This is a genomic window from Streptomyces fulvoviolaceus, from assembly GCF_000718165.1.
Classification (GTDB): Bacteria; Actinomycetota; Actinomycetes; order Streptomycetales; family Streptomycetaceae; genus Streptomyces; species Streptomyces fulvoviolaceus.
Map to the genome: position 1 here is coordinate 1 of NZ_JOEY01000062.1, position 19,183 is coordinate 19,183.

Sequence of the window (19,183 nt, forward strand, 5' to 3'; positions counted from 1 at the left end):
GCCCCGCCCCGCCCAGCCATGGCATGTGTTGTGGCGCGCAGGCGACTCGCCGATGAGCAATAGGCGTTGATCGAGCCGCACCTGCCGATAGGCAACTACGTCCTGCCTCGGTCCGCACCACTCCCATGGGAAGGGGACCCCAAGTGACTCGAAGGGCCCCTCTTCACGCTTCTGCCCTCAGGACGTGGCCGCGGCCGGCAGGTCCGATTCCGGTGTCGAAGGGGAGGCTCGCCGCCCGCGGCAGGCTCAGCACCATGGTGAGGCCCCCACCAGGTGTGTCCTCGGCGTCGAGGGTGCCGCCGATTGCCTCGGCGAAGCCGCGGGCGACCGCCAGACCTAGGCCGACGCCGGTGCCGCGCGGCGAGTCACCGTAGCGCTGGAAGGGTTCGAAGATGCGGCCCTTGGCCTCGTCGGGGACGCCCGGACCGCGGTCCACGACGCGCACCTCCACCCGGTCCGCGATGACGCTCGCCGACACCAGCACCGGGGTGTCCGCCGGACTGTATTTCACCGCGTTCTCGACGATGTTGGCGACGGACCGTTCCAGGAGCCCCTTGTCGACGTCGACCATGGGCAGCGTCTCCGGGATGTCGAGTTCCACGCTGTCCTCGGGCACCCCGCCGAGCGCCATGGGCACGACCTCGTCGAGGTCGGTCTCGCGGATGATCGGGGTGACCGTGCCGGTCTGCAGCCGGGACATGTCGAGGAGGTTGCCGACGAGGTGGTCGAGGCGGTCGGCGCCCTCCTCGATGGCCTCCAGAAACTCCGCCTGGTCCTCCTCGGACCACTCGACGTCGTCCGAGCGCAGGGAGGTGACCGCGGCCTTGATCCCGGCGAGCGGGGTGCGCAGGTCGTGGCTGACGGCGGCGAGCAGGGCGGTGCGGATGCGGTTGCCCTCGGCCAGTTCCTTGGCCTGGTCGGCCTCCTGCCGAAGGCGCCGGCGGTCCAGGACAACGGCGGCCTGGGCGGCGAAGGCGGCGAGCACCCGCCGGTCCTCGGCGGGCAGGACCCGTCCGGTCAGCGCCAGTGCCATGTGGTCGCCGACCGACACGTCGACGTCCGCCTCGTCGGGGGTGGCGCAGGGCCGCGGGCCGACGCTGCCCGCGCAGGTCCAGGGCGCCAGCTCGCTCTCCCTTTCCAGCAGGGCCGCCGACTCCATGCCGAAGGTCTCGCGGACCCGGTCGAGCAGCGCTTCCAGGCTGGTCTCGCCGCGCAGGACGTTGCCGGCCAGGAAGGAGAGGATCTCCGACTCCGCCCTCAGGCGAGCGGCCTGGTGGGTGCGGTGGGCGGCCAGGTCGACGACGGAAGCCACGGAGACGGCGACGCCGACGAAGATCACGATGGCGACGATGTTCTTCGGGTCGGCGATCGTGAAGGTGTGGACGGGCGGGGTGAAGTACCAGTTCAGGATCAGGGAACCGGCCGCAGCCGAGGCCAGCGCGGGAAAGAGCCCGCCCAGCAGGGCCGCCGCCACCGTCATCGTCAGGAACAGCAGCATGTCGTTGGCGAGCCCCACGTCCGGGGACACGCTACTCAGCAGCCAGGTCAGCAGGACGGGGCCGCCGAGGCCGACCAGCCAGCCCCAGATCAGACGGGACCGGCCGAGGCGTGCGCCCCGGTTGACCGGGAGTCCGCGCCCCTTTCCGGCCTCGTCGTGGGTGATCAGATGAACGTCGAGGTCGGGTCCGGAGTCACGGGCGACCGTGGCGCCGACACCCGGGCCGAAGGCGTACTGCCAGCCCTTGCGGCGGGAGACGCCCAGCACGATCTGGGTGGCGTTCACCCCACGCGAGAAGTCGAGCAGCGCGACGGATATGTCATCGCCGACGACGTGGTGAAAGGTACCGCCGAGGTCCTCGACGAGGGTGCGCTGGACGGCCAGTTCCTTCGGAGAGGCCGCGGTCAGGCCGTCGCTGCGGGAGATGTAGACGGCGAGCACCTCGCCGCCCGCGCCCTTCTCCGCCAGCCGGGCCGCGCGCCGTATCAGCGTCCGTCCCTCGGGGCCCCCAGTGAGCCCGACGACGATCCGCTCCCGCGAGCCCCAGATGGTGGAGACGCTGTGCTCACTGCGGTACTCGGTCAGATAGGCGTCGACCCGGTCGGCCACCCACAGCAGCGCCAGCTCGCGCAGTGCGGTGAGGTTGCCGGGCCGGAAGTAGTTCGACAGGGCCGCGTCGACCTTGTCCGGCTTGTAGATGTTGCCGTGCGCCATACGGCGGCGCAGCGCCTGCGGGGACATGTCGACCAGCTCGATCTGGTCGGCCCGGCGTACGACCTCGTCCGGCACGGTCTCCCGCTGCCGTACGCCCGTGATCGACTCCACGACGTCGCCGAGCGACTCCAGATGCTGGATGTTCACCGTGGAGACGACGTTGATCCCGGCGGCCAGCAGCTCCTCCACGTCCTGCCAGCGCTTCTCGTTGCGTGAGCCGGGCACGTTGGTGTGGGCGAGCTCGTCCACGAGCGCCACATCGGGGCGGCGCGCCAGGACCGCGTCCACGTCCATCTCCGTGAAGACGCCGTCCCGGTACTCCAACTCCCGACGCGGGATCTGCTCCAGACCGTGCAGCATCACCTCGGTGCGCGGCCGGTGGTGGTGCTCCACGAAGGCGACCACGCAGTCGGTGCCCCGCTCCACACGGCGGTGCGCCTCGGACAGCATGGCGTAGGTCTTGCCGACGCCCGGTGCCGCGCCGAGGTAGATCCGGAGCTTGCCGCGTGCCATGTTCATCCTTCGAAGCGGTAGCCCATGCCGGGCTCGGTGATGAGATAGCGGGGGTGGGCTGGATCCGTTTCCAGTTTGCGCCGCAGCTGGGCCATGTAGACCCGCAGGTAGTTGGTCTTGGTGCTCTGGGAGACGCCCCAGACCTCCTGGAGCAGCTGTTTCTGGGAGATCAGCCGTCCCGGGTTGGTGACCAGGATCTCCAGCAGATGCCACTCGGTGGGCGTGAGCCGGATGTCGCCACCGCCCCTGTGCACCTTCTTGGCCAACAGGTCGATGGTGAAGTCGGCCGTCTCGACGAGCGTCGTCCCGGGGGCGAGCGGTACCTCCTCGGTGCGGCGGACGGCGGCCCGCAGCCGGGCGAGCAGCTCGTCCATGCTGAACGGCTTGGTGATGTAGTCGTCGGCGCCCGCGTCGAGGGCGGCGACCTTCTCGTCGGACCCCTGTCGGGCGGACAGCACCAGGATGGGTACGCGGGTCCAGCCGCGCAGGCCCTTGATGACGTCGACGCCGTCCATGTCGGGCAGCCCGAGGTCGAGCATCACCACGTCGGGCTGACGGGCGGCCGCGAGCCGGAGCGCGGTGGCGCCGTCGGGGGCCGCGTCGACCCCGTACTGGCGTGCCTGGAGATTGATGATGAGGGCCCGTACGAGCTGCGGGTCGTCCTCCACCACCAGCACCCGTGTCATGGGCGTGCGCCTTCCTGTCGTACGTCGTCGGGCCGTACCGGCTTCATGACTGCGGGAGTCGGCGGACCCGGATCGCTCCCGGACCGCCAACTCCCCTGTGGGTCGTGTAACGCCATCAGCTCTTCGCCAGGAGTTCCTTGAGCGCGATGTTGAGTTCCAGGACGTTCACCCGGGGCTCCCCGATGAAGCCCAGGGTGCGGCTCTCGGTGTGGTCCTCGACCAGCTTCTGGACCTGGGCGACGGACAGGCCGTTCTTCTCGGCGATCCGGTGGACCTGGATGTCCGCGTACTGCGGGGAGATGTCCGGGTCCAGGCCGGATCCGGAGGAGGTCACCGCGTCGGCGGGCACCTCGGACGGCTTCACCGTGTAACCGGTCACCGAGTTGTCCTTGACGACGGCGGCCTTGGCGGCCGTCACCCAGTCGATCAGGTTCTTGTTGTCGGCGGACCGGTTGGTGGCGCCGGACAGGATCAGCTTGTACTGGGTGTTGACGCTGTTGGTGCCCAGGCCGTTCTGCGGGCGCCCCTGGAACCACTTCAGGTCCGGCTCCGGGGTCTCCTGTCCCTTCTTCAACGGCAGGTTGTACGACTGCCCGATCAGGGACGAGCCGACGACCTTGCCGTCCGCCTTGATCTCGGAGCCGTTCGCCTGGTCGCTGAACAGCCCCTGGGCGATGCCGGTGACGACCAGCGGGTAGATGACCCCGGTCACCAGGGTCAGCACGAGGAGGGCGCGCAGGCCCGCCCCGAGCAACCGGACGGTGTTGGTTACGGAGTTGTTCATGGCCTTCAGCCGATCCCGGGGATGAGGGAGATGAGCAGGTCGATGAGCTTGATGCCGACGAAGGGGGCGATCAGGCCGCCGATGCCGTAGATCGTGAGGTTGCGCCGGAGCATCTTGTCCGCGCTGACCGGGCGGTACTGCACACCCTTCAGCGACAGTGGTACCAGCGCGATGATGATCAGCGCGTTGAAGATGACCGCGGACAGGATCGCGGAGTCCGGCGAGGACAGGTTCATGATGTTGAGCTTGTCCAGGCCGGGGTAGACCGCCGCGAACAGCGCCGGGATGATCGCGAAGTACTTCGCGACGTCGTTGGCGATGGAGAACGTGGTCAACGCGCCCCGGGTGATGAGGAGTTGCTTGCCGATCTCGACGATCTCGATGAGCTTGGTCGGGTTGGAGTCGAGGTCGACCATGTTGCCGGCCTCCTTGGCGGCCGATGTACCGGTGTTCATCGCCACGCCGACATCGGCCTGCGCGAGGGCGGGGGCGTCATTGGTGCCGTCTCCGGTCATCGCGACGAGCTTGCCGCCCGCCTGCTCCCGCTTGATGAGGGCCATCTTGTCCTCGGGGGTGGCCTCCGCGAGGAAGTCGTCGACGCCCGCCTCCTCGGCGATCGCCTTGGCGGTCAGCGGGTTGTCGCCCGTGATCATGACGGTCTTGATGCCCATGCGGCGCAGCTCGTCGAACCGCTCCCGCATGCCCTCCTTGACGACGTCCTTAAGGTGGATGACGCCCAACACCCGTGCGCCTTCCGCGTCTTCGACGGCGACCAGCAGCGGCGTGCCGCCCGCCTCGGAGATCCGGTCGGTGAGCGCGCCGGCGTCCTCGGACACCTCGCCGCTCTGCTCCGTCACCCAGGCGACAACCGATCCGGCCGCGCCCTTGCGGATCTTGCGCCCGTCGACGTCCACGCCCGACATCCGGGTCTGGGCGGTGAACGCGATCCACTCGGCACCGGCCAACTCGCCCTGGTGGCGCTCGCGCAGGCCGTACTTCTCCTTCGCCAGTACGACGATGGAGCGGCCCTCGGGCGTCTCGTCGGCCAGCGACGACAACTGCGCGGCATCCGCCAACTCGGCCTCGGTCGTACCGCGCACCGGCACGAACTCCGAGGCCTGGCGGTTGCCGAGGGTGATGGTGCCGGTCTTGTCGAGCAGCAGGGTCGACACGTCACCGGCGGCCTCGACCGCACGGCCCGACATGGCCAGCACGTTGCGCTGCACCAGCCGGTCCATGCCCGCGATGCCGATCGCGGAGAGCAGCGCGCCGATCGTGGTCGGGATGAGGCAGACCAGCAGGGCGACCAGCACGACCATCGTGAGGTGGGTGCCCGCGTAGTCGGCGAACGGGGGCAGGGTCGCCACCGCGAGCAGGAAGACGATGGTGAGGGACGCCAGGAGGATGTTCAGCGCGATCTCGTTCGGCGTCTTCTGCCGGGCCGCGCCCTCGACCAGGTTGATCATCCGGTCGATGAAGGTCTCGCCCGGCTTCGTCGTGATCTTGATGACGATGCGGTCGGACAGCACCTTCGTGCCGCCGGTGACGGCGCTGCGGTCGCCGCCGGACTCCCGGATGACCGGTGCCGACTCGCCGGTGATGGCGGACTCGTCGACCGAGGCGACGCCCTCGACGACGTCACCGTCGCCGGGGATGATGTCGCCGGCCTCGCAGACGACCAGGTCACCGATCTTCAGCTCGGTGCCCGGCACCTGCTCCTCCCGGTCCCCCACGAGCCGCCGCGCCACGGTGTCGGTCTTGGCCTTGCGCAGCGTGTCCGCCTGCGCCTTGCCCCGGCCCTCGGCGACCGCCTCCGCCAGGTTGGCGAAGAGCACGGTCAGCCACAGCCAGGCACTGATCGTCCAGCCGAACCAGTCGCCCGGGTCCTTGAAGGAGAAGACGGTGGTCAGCACGGAGCCGATCCACACCACGAACATCACGGGCGACTTGACCAGCACCCGCGGGTCGAGCTTGCGGAAGGCGTCCGGCAGCGACTTGAGCAGCTGCTTGGGGTCGAAGAGGCCCGCTCCCACGCGGCCCTCGGCGGGCTTGTGCCCAGTCGGTACATCGCTGTGCGGCGCCCGGGTCGGAGTGCCTGTGGACATCTCTTCGCTTTCCGTACGAGTGGTCATGACGCCAGCCCCTCGGCCAGCGGCCCCACCGAGCGATCCGGCCAACGCCAACACGAACACCATCGGCAGGAAACGGCCCAGCACCATGGCCAGCCCCAGCGTGCTGTTGAACCACTGGGTGTCCGCGTTCAGACCGGCGAAGGCCGAACCGTTGTTGTTCGCGGCCGAGGTGTAGGCGTACAGGATCTCGGAGAAGCCGTGCGCCCCCGAGTTCGTCATCGAGTTGCCCGGGGTCGGCAAGGCCATCGCGGCGGCGGCGAGGATCAGCACCAGCGCCGGCGTGATCAGGATGTAACAGGCCGCGAACTTGATCTCACGGGTGCCGATCTTCTTGCCCAGGTACTCGGGCGTACGGCCGACCATCAGCCCGGCGATGAACACCGCGATGACCGCCATGACCAGCATGCCGTAGAGGCCGGAACCGGTACCGCCCGGCGCGATCTCACCGAGCTGCATGCCCAGCATGGTGATGCCGCCACCGAGACCGGTGTAGGACGAGTGGAAGGAGTCCACCGCGCCGGTCGAGGTCAGGGTGGTCGACACCGCGAAGATCGACGAGGCGCCGACCCCGATACGGGTCTCCTTGCCCTCCATCGCCCCGCCCGCGATCTGGAGCGCCGGGCCGTGGTGGGCGAACTCGGTCCACATCATCAACGCGATGAAGCCGAGCCAGATGGTGCCCATGGTGGCGAGGATCGCGTAACCCTGCTTGATGGAGCCGACCATGATGCCGAAGGTGCGGGTCAGGGCGAACGGGATGACCAGCAGCAGGAAGATCTCGAAGAGGTTCGTGAACGGGGTCGGGTTCTCGAAGGGGTGGGCGGAGTTGGCGTTGAAGTAGCCGCCGCCGTTCGTGCCGATCTCCTTGATGGCCTCCTGCGAGGCGACCGCGCCGCCGTTCCACTGCTGCGAGCCGCCCATGAACTGCCCGACCTCGTGGATGCCGGAGAAGTTCTGGATCGCACCGCAGGCGACCAGGACGATCGCGGCGACGACGGAGAGCGGCAGCAGGATGCGTACGACACCACGCACCAGGTCCGACCAGAAGTTGCCGAGTTCACCAGTGCGGGAGCGCGCGAATCCTCGTACGAGAGCCACCGCCACCGCGATGCCGACGGCCGCGGAGACGAAGTTCTGCACGGCCAGACCGGCGGTCTGCACGACGTGGCCCATGGCCTGCTCGCCGTAGTACGACTGCCAGTTGGTGTTCGTGACGAAGGAGACGGCGGTGTTGAACGCCTGGTCCGGGTCGATGGCCTTGAAGCCGAGCGAGCCGGGCAGGTGGCCTTGGAGCCGCTGGAGCAGGTAGAGGAACAGGACGCTCACGACCGAGAAGGCGAGCACACCCCGCAGGTACGCGGTCCAGCGCATCTCGGTGTTCGGGTTGGCGCCGATGCCCTTGTAGATCCACTTCTCGACGCGTAGGTGCTTGTCGGAGGAGTAGACCTTGGCCATGTAGTTGCCCAGGGGGATGTAGGCGAGGGCCAGCGCGCCGATGAGCGCGAGCAGCTGGAGGACGCCGGCCAGTACGGGACCCATGTCGTGACTCAGAACCTCTCCGGGAAGATCAGGGCGAGGACGAGATAGCCCAGCAGGGCGACGGCCACGACCAGGCCGACGATGTTCTCGGCGGTCACAGCTTCGTCACCCCCTTGGCGACGAGGGCCACCAGCGCGAACACCGCGATCGTGGTGACAACGAAGGCCAGATCGGCCATCGCGAACTCCTAGAGCTAGAAGAGGTTCGGAAGAGAAGCGGACAGATAGAGGAAACCCCGCACCTGGCCGGATTCGGTCGGCCGTTGACGACTCCCTTACGGCAGTGCCCGCACCTTTGACGGGACTCTTACGGCGACGCTTACGACGGGCTCTTACAGCAGGCGGAAGCGCAGTCGGCAGATGACCGCGTCCGTCTCCCGCCGCACGGCGTGGGCGACGACCGCGCCCCGCTGGTTCTGCAGCAGCCGCTGCCACAGCCGCTCCGGCTCCGACTCCGGGATCAGGACGGTGACCTGGGTGGCCGGCTCCGCCGCCGTGACCTCGCGGACGTACGCGGCGATGGGGCGGCCCAGGCTGCGGTGCTCGCAGGACAGCCGGACCAGCGGTACCCCGGGATCCCACTCCGCCCAGGAGCGCTCCAGCGCATGCAGCGCGCCCCGGTCCTCGGGGTCGGGGTAGCAGACGGTGACCGCGCGCACCTCGTCGCCCAGGGAGGCGGCCGCGGTCAGTGCCTCGGACGTCAGGCGGGAGAGGGACGACACCGGCACGATCACCAGGGAACGCTCGCGGTGCGGGGGCTCAGGGATCCGCCCCAGGCCCAGACTCTCCCCGATGCGGGCGTAGGCGCGGTGCACAGCGACGAAGGCCGCCACCAGCAGCGGGAGCGCGACCACGACCAGCCAGGCGCCCTCCTCGAACTTGCTCGCCGTCACGACAATGGTCGCCACACCGGTCAGCAGTGCGCCGAAGCCGTTGAGCAGCGCCTTGCCCTGCCACCCTGCCCTGCGTTCGAGCCACCAGTGCCGGACCATGCCCACCTGCGCGATGGTGAAGCCGACGAAGACTCCGATCGCGAACAGGGGTACAAGGGTGTTGGTGTCGCCGCCGGAGAACACCAGCAGCGCCGCCGAGACCACGGCCAGGGCCAGCACTCCGTGCCGGTGCACCTGACGGTCAGCCTTCAGGGCGAAGACGTGCGGGAGATAGTTGTCGCGGGCAAGGAGCTTCAGCAGCACCGGCAGCCCGCCGAAGGACGTGTTCGCCGACAACGCCAGCAGGATCATCGTGGCGAACTGGATGACGTAGAAAGCCCAGTTGTGTCCCAGTGAGGCGTCCGCTAGCTGGGCGAGGACGGTCACGCCCTCGACCGGCTGGAGTGGCTTTGTCGGTGACGAGTAACAGCGTTTGTCGATGAGTTCTGACAGCAGTTCTCGATCGCTGAGGCGGATCGTGTCGATGAGTTTTGACACCACTGTGCTCGTGGCAGCGTCCTCGGCGTACTGATGCGTGTAGGAGCGGTCAGGCGTGGGCGCCTGCATCGTTGTCGGTCGGGCGTGGCGTGCGGACAGTCGCCGCCCACTGTTCCCAGGTTCCGGGGGGCTCATGGGTGACCGTCGCGCGGCGGTCCTGTGCGGCCGTCGTGCTGACGTTTGTGGCGCTGGCCAGATGCTCGAGCTTTCCGTTCGCGGCGGCATGGGCTCGGATCAGTGCTTCGCAGATGCCCTGGACGCGTGGTGGTAGCCGGTCGAGGCCGCGGAGAGCCGAGGCCCAGTCGCCGGGAGTTGGTGCAGGTGCGCCCCGGTCGCGGGAGTTGATCCCGGTGCGAAGCATGCCCATGGCCCACAGACAGTTGTCGAGAATCTCGGCCATCAAAGTGGCGTCCTCGCCGATCGCCTCGGTCTCCAATGGAGTGAGGGCGATGGTGATCTCCAGCCCGCTGTTCTGATCGGCGTTGGAACGGGAAAGAGCGCTCATCAGCCCTCCGTCGATGCGTGGGAACGGTGCCTCATCTGTTGTGCTGGTGTCAGCTCGCGGGATTCTGTTCCGCTCGAGCCCGGGTCTGGGCGAGGCGGTAGGAGTCGGTGCCGGTCTCGATGATGTTCCCGCCGAAGGTGAGACGGTCGACGATGGCCGCGCAGAGCCGCGGATCCGTGAAGGTCTTTGTCCAGCCTCCAAAACTTTCGTTGGAGGCAATGGCGACGCTGTTCTTTTCCTCCCGTTCGGTTAAAACCTGGAACAGCAACTCGGCGCCGCGTTTGTCGAGTTCCATATATCCCAACTCGTCGATCGCGAGGAGATCGACGCGTCCGTAGCGGGCGATCGTCTTGGTCAGCTGCTTCTCGTCGGCGGCCTCGACCAGCTCGTTGACCAGCTTGGTGGCCAGGACGTACTTCACCCGGTAGCCGGCCATCGCGGCTTCGGTGCCGAGCGCGATCAGCAGGTGGGACTTTCCTGTTCCGGAGTCTCCTATGAGGCAGAGCGGAAGTCCCTTCTTCACCCTTTCGCAGGACGCGAGGGTGTGGATCACGGCCGGATCGATGTTCGGGTTGGCTTCGAAATCGAATTGCCGAAGGGACTTTTCCCGGGGGAATGAGGCGGCCTTGATCCGGCGCTCGGAGCGTCGGCGGGCCCGGTCGTCGCACTCGGCCAGCAGCAGTTCCGCGAGGAATCCGCGGTAGGTCATCTGGCCCTTCGCGGCCTCCTCGGCGATGTCGGTGAACTGGCTGCGGATCGTGGGCAGTCGCAGGGCCTTGCAGGATGCTTCGATGGCCGCGTCGGCGGCCTGCTCGGTCAGTCCGCGGTGGCGTTTGGCATTCACGGCTCTTCTTCCTCGGGGTCGGGCCGGCCGCCCGGCCGGCGTCGTCGCAGTAACTGGTCGTAGACGGTCACCGAGGGCAGCGGCCGGGTGTCCGGGGGCAGGTGCGTCAGCCTCCGCTCGGTCAGCGAGGTGACCTTCGGCTGCCGGAACCGGTCCGGTTCCGCGGGTTCGGACAGCACCAGGGTCAAGGCGTCGTCCGCCTCTGCCGCCTTGCGGGCCTCCAGCGCGACCGCGTCCGAGGTCATCGCTCCAGCCCGCAGGGCCGCGGCGAGCCCGGCGACCAGATGCTCGTGGGGCATGTGCCGGCTCAGCAGCAGGACCTCGATCAGTGCTCTCGTGCCGTCCCGGTCGCCGTGGGCCTTGCAGGCAGCGGCCCACCAGGCGTCGTGGACCGGGGTGAACTTCCCTGCGGAACGGGCCTGTTCCAGCGCGGTCGATCCGGGCAGGGCTCCCGGCTTGCGCACCAGCGCCTCCAGATAGTGATCGAGTACCAGTCGGGACCCGGCCTTGGTCATCAGCCGTTCGTGCCGGGCGACTTCGACGCCGTCGTCGTAGACCACCAGCTCGGAAGCGTGCAGTATCACCCGCACCCGTCTTCCGATCAGCCGCACCGGCACCGAGTAGTGGTTCGTGCGGACGCTGATCTGGCTGTAGCGGTCCACCCGCAGCGCGAACAGCCGGCCCGTCTCGAACGGCTCGACCGGCAACGGCTTCAGCAACGGCCGTTCCGCGGCGAAGTACTCGCCGACCGTCCGCGGCCGGGAACGGATCCGCCGGGCATCGTCCTCCTCGTCCCAGCGGTCGACCATCGCGTTCAGCTCGGCCAGCGAGCCGACCTCGGGAACGGGCACGAAGTGGTTGCGGCGGAAGTAGCCGATCTGCCCCTCCACCCCGCCCTTCTCGTGAGCCCCCTCGATGCCCGGACGGCAGTAGAAGACCTCGATGCCGAAGTGCGAGCGGAACGCGGTCCACCGTTCGGTCTCCACCCGGGCCCGGTTGAAGCCCAGCACCTGGGCGACGGCCGAGTTGAGGTTGTCGTAACGGACCTTGCCGGTCGGCACCCCGCCGAGCACGCTGAGAGCGTGGACGTGCCCCTCGAAGAACGCCTCCTGGCCGCCGGAGGCCGAGACCCGGTGCACCGCCTTGCCGGAGTACGACAGGCGGAAGGAGAACAGACAGCACTTGACCTGCTGGCCGGCCAGACGGATCGTCACGTCCCCGAAGTCGACCTCCGCTTCGGCACCCGGCCGGTGGGACTGCGGCACGAACGCCTTCGCGATGCCCCGGCCCGCCGCGATCCGGATCTCCTGGCGACGCTCGGCAACATAGGCACGGACGATCCCGTATGTAATGTCGACCGCACCGTACTCCGCAACCAGCCGGTCAAAGATCCGCTTGGCGGTGTGCTGCTGTTTTCGCGGCGCGGTGAGATCCGCCCGCAGCATCTGATCAACCAGCCCCTTATAGGGGTCCAGGCGCGTCTTGCGCGGCGGGAGCTTCTTGCGCGGCTCCGGCCAGACCGAGGTCAGCGCCTTCTGCACCGTGCGGAAGCCCACCCCGTACTTGTTCTGCAGAGCCCGGTTCGACAGCCCCGCCCGGGAATCACGGCGGATCGCCGCGTACAGATCGACTTTGGACTTCGGCGGCATCCACGCCCCCTCACCACGCAGAGCACTTCGATGCTCCCACCGCAAGCACCCAGGTGGTGTCAAAACTCAGCGATACCGCTCCCCGACAAGACCGGGTGCTGTCGTCACTGACCGACAGCCGCTGTCGCTACTCACGCACATAGCCACTGGAGGTGGAAGCGGGAGATCAGCACCGACAGGCCGATCAGCATCACGCCGAGGACAGCACCGAGGGCGACCTCCGCACGCTGGGCGCGCTTGACGCGCGGGACGCGGAAGGAGGGGACGGCGTTCGCGAGGGCCTCGACGCCGGTGAGAGCGGAACACCCCGAGGCGAAAGCTTTCAGCAGGAGCAGCGCGCCCACGCTGGTGGCGTTGCCGGCCAGCACCGAGGCGTGGCCCGCCGCAGTCGTCGTACTCACCGGCTCGGACCGGAACAGACCCACGACGATCAGCACGAAGATCGAGCCGACGAAGACGACGGTCGGCCCGATGGATGCCTTCGCCGACTCCACGATGCCCCGGAGGTTCACCGCCGTGATCAGCACCAGCACCGCCAGACACAGCCACAACCGGTCGGCGTAGAGGGCCGGGAAGGCGGAGGTCAGGGCGGCCACACCGGCCGTGACGGCGACAGCGACGTTCAGGACGTAGTCGAGGACCAGTGAGGCGGCCGCCACCAGGCTGGTGCGCGCGCCCAGGTGGGTCTTGGCGACGGCGTACGACCCGCCGCCGTCCGGGAAGGCCGCGATCACCTGCCGGTACGAGGCGACCAGCACCGCCAGCAGACCCGCGATGGCCAGCGTCACCGGCAGCGTGAAACCGAGGCCGTGCCCGCCGGCCGCGGCGAGGACGAGGACGATCGCCTCCGGGCCGTAGGCCACCGACGCCATCGCGTCGAGCGAGAGGGCGGCCAGGCCGGTGACGGCGGTGAGCCGGTGGCGTTCGCTGGTATCGGGCGGCTCTTCGTCGGCGGGGGTCGCGCCCGGCTCAAGGGTCAGGACGGACATCGGTGCGTGCTCCTTCTTCCAGGGCCGCGCACGAGAGCTGAGGTGCGCGCGGTGCACTCAGGGTGGGTCCGTTTCCGGCCGAGGCCGACCGTCCTTGGCGGTTTCTTCGCACCGAAGCGGCCGACTTTGACGGGACCTTGACGGTGATGTGATCCAGGTGACAGAGCCGTCAGAGTGGCGTCAAAAAGGAGGCGATCCAGCCTTCCGGATCCCTACGGTCACCGTCATGGCACCCCGCAACGGCGCGCGCGGCCCCGCTGACGTGGCGTACGACCTCCGCTGGGCGCGGGACGTGCGGGACTCGGTGCGCTGCGCCGGCGTGCTGCTGGTCCTGCTGCTCCTGCTCGACCGGGGCACGGGCCGGCTCACGCTCTGGCGCGGCGCCCTGTGGGTCACCTTGGCGATGCTCCTCTTCCTCGCGCTGTGTCCCGCCCGCGTTCGGGCTGGCGAGGACTGGCTGTCCACGCGTCGGTTGCTGCGCGAGCGACGTGTCCGTACGGATCTGCTGGTGTCCGTCCGCTGCCTCGACGGCGTCTCCCAACGGCTCGTGCTGCGGGACGCGTTCGGTGGCCGGGTGGAGATCGACCCCGAAGTGCTGGTGCGGAACCCGCCGTTGTGGTTCCGTCTGGAGGCGGGCGCCCAGAAGGCTGCGGCCGACGGCACGCTGCTGTGCGGGGCGACCGTGCTGCGCCTCCTCTCCCGGCGCATCGACCACGAGACCGCCCACGCCGTCTTCAAAGTCTCCGGACTGGAATGACGCCCCCGGAGTCAGCTGGGAATTCATCCCTTCCCGGCCGGCCCCGCAGTGTCCAGGGCCGCGCCCGTCTGATCCGCCAGGGTCACCGCGACCAGCCGGGCCTGGAGCGGCGGCACGGGTCCCGGGCCCGGGGTGAGCATGAACCGGCCGAGGTAGTGGCCGTTGCCGTACGCCCGCAACTCGACCTCGTCCTGCGCCCAGCCGCGCCCACCGGTCACGCTCCCGTCCTTGAGCAGGCGCGACGGCCGTCCCAGCAGCGTGCCGTACTCGAAGCGGCAGGCGTGCAGCCCCAGCACCTCGACGAGTTCGCCCCGGACGTGGTCGACAACGGTGTCCGCCGAGTTGGCGGATCGGGCGAGGTCAGCCGTCCGGTGGATCCGGGCCAGATGGTCCGCATCGGTCACCGTGACGACCTCCAGACGGCGGGCACGGGCGGCGAGTTGGGAGACGATCACACCGACGACCAGCAGTAGCACCGCCGTCTCGATGTCCGCAGACGCGGTGATGTCGAACGTCTCATACGGCCGGGTGAGGAAGAAGTCGAACCAGGCCGCCGCCGAGAGCGCCGCAACTACGCCCGCCGTACGGCTGCCCAGCGCGGCGATTGCGACGACCACGACCACGAGGATCAGCGCCCCGTTCGTGTGTGACACGTCCGTGCGGAACGGAACGAGCGCGAGCGCCACCAGGAAGGGGACGAGCAGGCCCGCCGTCAGGGCGAGTTGGTCCGTCAGCGGCCGGACGCGCCTGGCGACGCGGGTGCCGCCCGTGCGGTGCGGCATCCGCCATGTGCCGGTTCCGATACTCATCAGGCATCTCCTACGCTCTGCGCACCACAGGGTGCGGGCTCTGCGCCGGTTGCGTCATCCCGGCCTGTTCCGCGCAGGGCAGCGACACGACCATCGTCAGGCCGCCGCCCGGGGTGTCCTCGGGGGTGAGGGTGCCGTTCATCGCCTCGGTCAGGCCCCGGGCGAGGGCGAGCCCGAGGCCGAGACCGGTGGTGTTGTCGGTGTCCCCGAGCCGCTGGAACGGCTCGAAGAGCCGCTCCCGGCCGTCGGCGGGAAGGCCGGGCCCCCGATCGACGACCCGCAGCTCCACGCGTCCCGCCAGGGCGCTGGCGGTGACCAGCACCCTCTGCCCGGGCGGCGTGTGCCGGGCCGCGTTGCCGACCAGGTTGGCGACGACGCGCTCCAGCAACGGCGGATCGGCCAGCACCGCCGGGACCTGTTCCACATCCCGCGCCTCGGCCACCGGCACGTCCGCGAGCGCCGTCGGGAGCACCTCCTCCAGGGTCGTGGCCCGCAGGTTCAACGTGAGGACGCCGGCTTCCAAGCGGCTGAGGTCGAGGAGGTTCTCGACCAAGCGGCTGAGCTTGGCCATGGACTCGTCGGCGGTGGCGAGGAGTTCGTCGCGGTCCTCCGGGGTGAACTCCACGTCCCGGCTGCGCAGCGACGTGACAGCCGCCCAGCCGGCGGCGAGCGGGGTGCGCAGGTCGTGTCCGACGGCCCGCAGCAGCGCCGTACGCATCCGGTCGGCGGCCTTCACGGGCTCCACCTCGGCCGCCGCCTCGGCCAGCCGGGCCCGCTCGACGGCGGACCCCACGTGCGCGGCGAACGCGGCGAGCACCCGGCGCTCGGAGGAGGACAGCGTGCGCCCTTGCAGCAGCAGATACGCGCCGGGACCGGCGGGCACAGCGGTGGCGCCCTCGGCGCCCTCGGCGTCGGGTGGTTCGTCGACGAGTTCCGCCGAGTCCATGCCGAAGGTCTCGCGGGTACGTTCCAGCAGAGCCGGAATGGTCGCGCCGCCGCGCACGATGCTGCCGGCCAGCGACGACATGGTCTCGGCCTCTGCGGTGGCCCGGGCCGAGCGGCGGGACAGCCGCAGCGAGCGGTCGACGACGGCGGCCACCGTGACGGCCACCACCGCGAACACCCCGAGCGCGAGAAGCGCGTTGGGGTCCTCGAGCGTGAACGCGCCGATGGGCGGGATGAACCAGTAGTTCAGCAGCAGGGACGCCGTCACCGACGCGATCAGCGCCGACACGACCCGCCTATGCAGGCCACCCCCACCACCGCGAGAAGGAACAGCAGCGCCTCGCTCGTCAGGTTCACCGTGCCCCGCACCTGTGCGAGGACGACCGTCAGCAGCACCGGCAGCACCAGCCCTGCCACCGGCCCCGCGATCAGCCGGGCGGTGGACAGGGTGCGACGGCGGGACGGCAGCAGGGTGCCGCGCCCGGCGCGCTCGTGGGTGACCCGGTGGACGTCGATGTCCCCGGACAGCTCGGTCACGGTCTCCCCCGTGCCGGGTCCGGTCAGGAACCGCTCGAGCCGGCCCCGGCGGCTGGTGCCCAGCACCAGCTGGGTGGCGTTCTCGGCGCGGGCGAACTCCACCAGCGTGGTGGCGACGCCGTCCCCGACGACGGAGTGGTAGCTGCCCCCGAGGTCCTCCACCAGCCGCCGCTGCCGGGCCAGCGAGGCGTGCGAGACACCGGCGGCCAGGCCGTCGCTGCTGGCCACGTGCACGGCGAGCAGGTCGCCCCCGGCCGACCGGGCGGCGATGCGGGCGGCCCGCCGGACGAGCGTGTCCCCCTCCGGCCCGCCCGTCAGCGCGACGACCACCCGCTCCCGGGTCTCCCACACGCCGCCGATGGAGTGCTCCGCGCGGTAGGTCTGGAGCGCTTCGTCGACCCGGTCCGCCACCCACAGCAGGGCCAGTTGCCGCAGCGCGGTCAGATTGCCGGGCCGGAAGTAGTTCGCGAGGGCCGCGTCGACCTTCTCGGGCGCGTAGACGTTGCCGTGGGCCATGCGGCGCCGCAGGCCCTCCGGGGGCATGTCCACCAGCTCGACCTGATGGGCCCGCCGGACGACGTCGTCGGGCACCGTCTCATGCTGCGGCACCCCGGTGATCTTCTCCACCACGTCGTTGAGGGAGGCCAGGTGCTGGATGTTCAGCGCCGTGACGACGTCGATTCCGGCGGCGAGCAGCACCTCGATGTCCTGCCAGCGCTTGGCGTTGCGGCCGTCACCGGGGACGTTGCTGTGGGCGAACTCGTCGACGATCGCCACCTGCGGGCGGCGGGCCAATACCGCGGCGAGGTCCATCTCCTCGAACCGCCCGCCGCGGTAGCGGCAGCGGGCGCGGGGAACGGCCTCCAGGCCGTCCAGCATCGCCTCAGTGCGCGGCCGGCCGTGGCACTCGGCGAAGCCGACCACGACCTCCGCACCACGGGCAGCCCGGCGCCGCCCCTCGTCGAGCATCCGGTAGGTCTTGCCCACCCCCGGGGCCGCCCCGAGGTAGACCTTCAGCCGTCCCGGCCGTACGTCACCACTCATCTCCGCCGACGCGCTCCGCTCACTGGCTCAACTCCCTCGGGAGGCGGGTCATTTCTCTCTACCGAAGCGCTTCCGGTGACCGCCCGGGGCGGTTGTTAGCGCTTCCTTGGCGCCGATCACCGGGAACTTGACACTGCCTTGACATCCCTTGGCCGGATAGGGTGATGGCGGTGTGCCGGGAAGTCTGGTCGGCCGGGGAGCCACGGTGGCTCTCCGCGAGGCTTCCCGGGGACGGTCGGCATGCGCAGTGTGGGTACGGTTCTGGCACTGGTCGTCCTGGCCACCCTCGTGGCGACCTTCGCCCGCCGGTGGCGCATTCCCGCGCCTTCCCTGCTCGTCGTCGCCGGCCTCGTCGTGGCACTGCTGCCGGGCACCCCGGAGATCGAGATCAGCCCGGAGACCATCGGCTTGGTCGTGCTGCCTCCGCTGCTGTACGCCAGCGCCGAGGAACTGTCCTGGCGTGAGCTGCGTGCGGTGTGGAAGCCGGTCGGGATCCTCGCGATCGGCCTGGTACTGGCCTCGGCGGCGGCCGTCGGCTGGGTGGCCTCGCTGGTCACTCCCCTGTCATGGCAGATGGCTGTCGTGCTCGGCGCGATCCTCGCCAGCACCGACCCGGTCGCGGTCACGGCCCTGGGCCGGCGGCTCGCGCTGCCGCCGAAGGTCCAGATGCTGGTGCAGGCGGAGAGCCTGTTCAACGACGCGACCTCGCTCGTCCTGTACCGCGTGGCGGTGAGCGTCGCCGTGGCCGCCGCGGCGGCGAACTGGGGCTCCGTGGGCGGCGAGTTCCTGCTGCTGGCCGGCGGCGGCACGCTCATCGGCGCCGCCGTGGCCGCAGTGGTCACGCTGATCCGCCGCCGCACCGAGGACCCGGTCCTGGAGACCGTGATCGCCCTGGTCACGCCATACGCCGCCTACGTCCTCGCGGAGGCGGCGCACGCCTCCGGCGTCACCTCGGTCGTGGTCGCGGGGGTCGTCCTGGGCGGGCGCGGCGACCGGCTCACCAATGCGCGCATACGCCTTCAACTGCACGCCGTGTACGGCACAGTGGTGTTCCTGCTGGAGAGCGTGGTGTTCTCCCTCATCGGTCTGGCTCTGCCCGCGCAGGTTCAGGCGCTGGACGACGGCGACCGGGCCTGGCCGCTGTACGCGCTGGCCGTGGCGGTCACGCTGATCGCCGCACGGCTCATGTGGCTGGCGCCGCTGTCGGCCGTGGTCCAGCGCAAGGGCGGCATCCAGCGCATGAACTGGCGGGTCCCGCTGGTGCTGACCTGGGCCGGCACCCGGGGGGTCGTGCCGCTGGCGGCGGCCCTGTCCATCCCCGAGACCACGAAGGCGGGCGCAGCGCTGGCGGACCGCCCCCTGGTCCTCGTCCTGACCACATCGGTCGTGGTCGTCACCCTCGTCGTCCAGGGCTTCACTCTCGCTCCCGTCGTGCGCCGCTCCGGCATCGCTCTGGAGCCCGACCACACCGAGCGCGAGGAAGCCTCCGCCCGTTGCCGCCTGGCCGACGCGGGCATCCGCCGTCTGGAGGAGCTCTCGGAGCTCGAAGCCGTACCGGACGTCGTCCTCGACCGCCTCCGCCGGGGCCTCACCGCCCGCCTCGACGATGCCCGCGACCGCCTCGCCGACGACAACAGCACGGCCGAATCCGCCGACCTCGTCTACCGCCAGCTGCGCCGCGACCTGATCGCAGTGGAATCGATGGAACTGCAGCGCCTCTACGACGACCACGCCATCGGCGACACGACGCGGCGAAGGCTCCAGCGCTCCCTGGACCTTGAGGAGGCACGGCTAGCGGACGTCTGAGCG

At 69.8% G+C, this 19,183-nt stretch carries 11 protein-coding genes and 4 pseudogenes; 2 read left to right on the forward strand and 13 right to left on the reverse strand.

Annotated elements, in window-relative coordinates; translation table 11 throughout:
• Positions 1-163: 163 nt before the first annotated feature.
• From IG08_RS0145175 to IG08_RS0145225, 11 genes and pseudogenes are all read right to left on the reverse strand, one after another.
• Positions 164-2,725, reverse strand: coding sequence for a sensor histidine kinase (locus tag IG08_RS0145175; RefSeq protein WP_052425155.1), 2,562 nt, complete (start codon positions 2,723-2,725; stop codon positions 164-166).
• A gap of 2 nt (positions 2,726-2,727) precedes the next feature.
• A complete protein-coding gene (locus tag IG08_RS0145180; protein ID WP_030617858.1) occupies positions 2,728-3,411 on the reverse strand; it encodes a response regulator in 684 nt (227 codons plus the stop codon).
• 115 nt (positions 3,412-3,526) lie between these two features.
• A complete protein-coding gene (locus IG08_RS0145185; protein ID WP_030617861.1) occupies positions 3,527-4,195 on the reverse strand; it encodes a potassium-transporting ATPase subunit C in 669 nt (222 codons plus the stop codon).
• Between the two features lie 5 nt (positions 4,196-4,200).
• Entirely contained in the window at positions 4,201-6,300 is a 2,100-nt protein-coding gene (kdpB, locus tag IG08_RS61870) for a potassium-transporting ATPase subunit KdpB (RefSeq protein WP_043456777.1), read from the reverse strand.
• Positions 6,301-6,327: 27 nt separating this feature from the next.
• Positions 6,328-7,866, reverse strand: a pseudogene (gene kdpA, locus IG08_RS61875) (potassium-transporting ATPase subunit KdpA); the annotation flags it as partial.
• A gap of 8 nt (positions 7,867-7,874) precedes the next feature.
• Positions 7,875-7,964, reverse strand: coding sequence for a K(+)-transporting ATPase subunit F (gene kdpF, locus IG08_RS56515; RefSeq protein ID WP_016434100.1), 90 nt, complete (start codon positions 7,962-7,964; stop codon positions 7,875-7,877).
• A 233-nt stretch (positions 7,965-8,197) separates the two neighbouring features.
• A pseudogene (locus tag IG08_RS0145205) lies at positions 8,198-9,202 on the reverse strand (amino acid permease); the annotation flags it as partial.
• 142 nt (positions 9,203-9,344) lie between these two features.
• Positions 9,345-9,800 carry a hypothetical protein gene (locus IG08_RS0145210; protein ID WP_052425156.1) on the reverse strand — a complete coding sequence of 152 codons (456 nt, stop codon included), beginning with the start codon at positions 9,798-9,800 and terminating at the stop codon, positions 9,345-9,347.
• A 49-nt stretch (positions 9,801-9,849) separates the two neighbouring features.
• Positions 9,850-10,644, reverse strand: a complete 795-nt coding sequence (istB, locus tag IG08_RS0145215; protein ID WP_030617874.1) for an IS21-like element helper ATPase IstB — start codon at positions 10,642-10,644, stop codon at positions 9,850-9,852.
• Positions 10,641-12,293 carry an IS21 family transposase gene (istA, locus tag IG08_RS0145220; RefSeq protein ID WP_052425157.1) on the reverse strand — a complete coding sequence of 551 codons (1,653 nt, stop codon included), beginning with the start codon at positions 12,291-12,293 and terminating at the stop codon, positions 10,641-10,643. The genes istB and istA overlap by 4 nt, the downstream gene beginning before the upstream one ends.
• A gap of 146 nt (positions 12,294-12,439) precedes the next feature.
• A pseudogene (locus IG08_RS0145225) lies at positions 12,440-13,282 on the reverse strand (APC family permease); the annotation flags it as partial.
• Positions 13,283-13,508: 226 nt separating this feature from the next.
• On the opposite strand from IG08_RS0145225, the gene IG08_RS0145230 reads away from it, so the two are divergent.
• A complete protein-coding gene (locus tag IG08_RS0145230; protein ID WP_030617881.1) occupies positions 13,509-14,039 on the forward strand; it encodes a hypothetical protein in 531 nt (176 codons plus the stop codon).
• Positions 14,040-14,062: 23 nt separating this feature from the next.
• Here IG08_RS0145230 and IG08_RS0145235 read toward each other — a convergent pair whose 3' ends face one another.
• Both IG08_RS0145235 and IG08_RS55030 read right to left on the reverse strand, forming a co-directional pair.
• Positions 14,063-14,848 (reverse strand): DUF4118 domain-containing protein, encoded by a 786-nt coding sequence (locus IG08_RS0145235; RefSeq protein ID WP_420823319.1) that lies wholly within the window; start codon positions 14,846-14,848, stop codon positions 14,063-14,065.
• Positions 14,849-14,858: 10 nt separating this feature from the next.
• Positions 14,859-17,374: pseudogene (locus tag IG08_RS55030) on the reverse strand (sensor histidine kinase).
• 240 nt (positions 17,375-17,614) lie between these two features.
• Between IG08_RS55030 and IG08_RS0145245 the strand changes: the two are divergent.
• A complete protein-coding gene (locus IG08_RS0145245; protein ID WP_030617889.1) occupies positions 17,615-19,180 on the forward strand; it encodes a Na+/H+ antiporter in 1,566 nt (521 codons plus the stop codon).
• Positions 19,181-19,183 lie beyond the last annotated feature (3 nt).

Bases quoted from the DNA above. Each gene is read 5' to 3' on its own strand.
- IG08_RS0145175 (WP_052425155.1), bottom strand. From the start codon at position 2,725: ATGGCACGCGGCAAGCTCCGGATCTACCTCGGCGCGGCACCGGGCGTC.
- IG08_RS0145180 (WP_030617858.1), bottom strand. From the start codon at position 3,411: ATGACACGGGTGCTGGTGGTGGAGGACGACCCGCAGCTCGTACGGGCC.
- IG08_RS0145185 (WP_030617861.1), bottom strand. From the start codon at position 4,195: ATGAACAACTCCGTAACCAACACCGTCCGGTTGCTCGGGGCGGGCCTG.
- kdpB (WP_043456777.1), bottom strand. From the start codon at position 6,300: ATGTCCACAGGCACTCCGACCCGGGCGCCGCACAGCGATGTACCGACT.
- IG08_RS0145210 (WP_052425156.1), bottom strand. From the start codon at position 9,800: ATGAGCGCTCTTTCCCGTTCCAACGCCGATCAGAACAGCGGGCTGGAG.
- istA (WP_052425157.1), bottom strand. From the start codon at position 12,293: ATGCCGCCGAAGTCCAAAGTCGATCTGTACGCGGCGATCCGCCGTGAT.
- IG08_RS0145230 (WP_030617881.1), top strand. From the start codon at position 13,509: ATGGCACCCCGCAACGGCGCGCGCGGCCCCGCTGACGTGGCGTACGAC.
- IG08_RS0145235 (WP_420823319.1), bottom strand. From the start codon at position 14,848: ATGAGTATCGGAACCGGCACATGGCGGATGCCGCACCGCACGGGCGGC.
- IG08_RS0145245 (WP_030617889.1), top strand. From the start codon at position 17,615: ATGCGCAGTGTGGGTACGGTTCTGGCACTGGTCGTCCTGGCCACCCTC.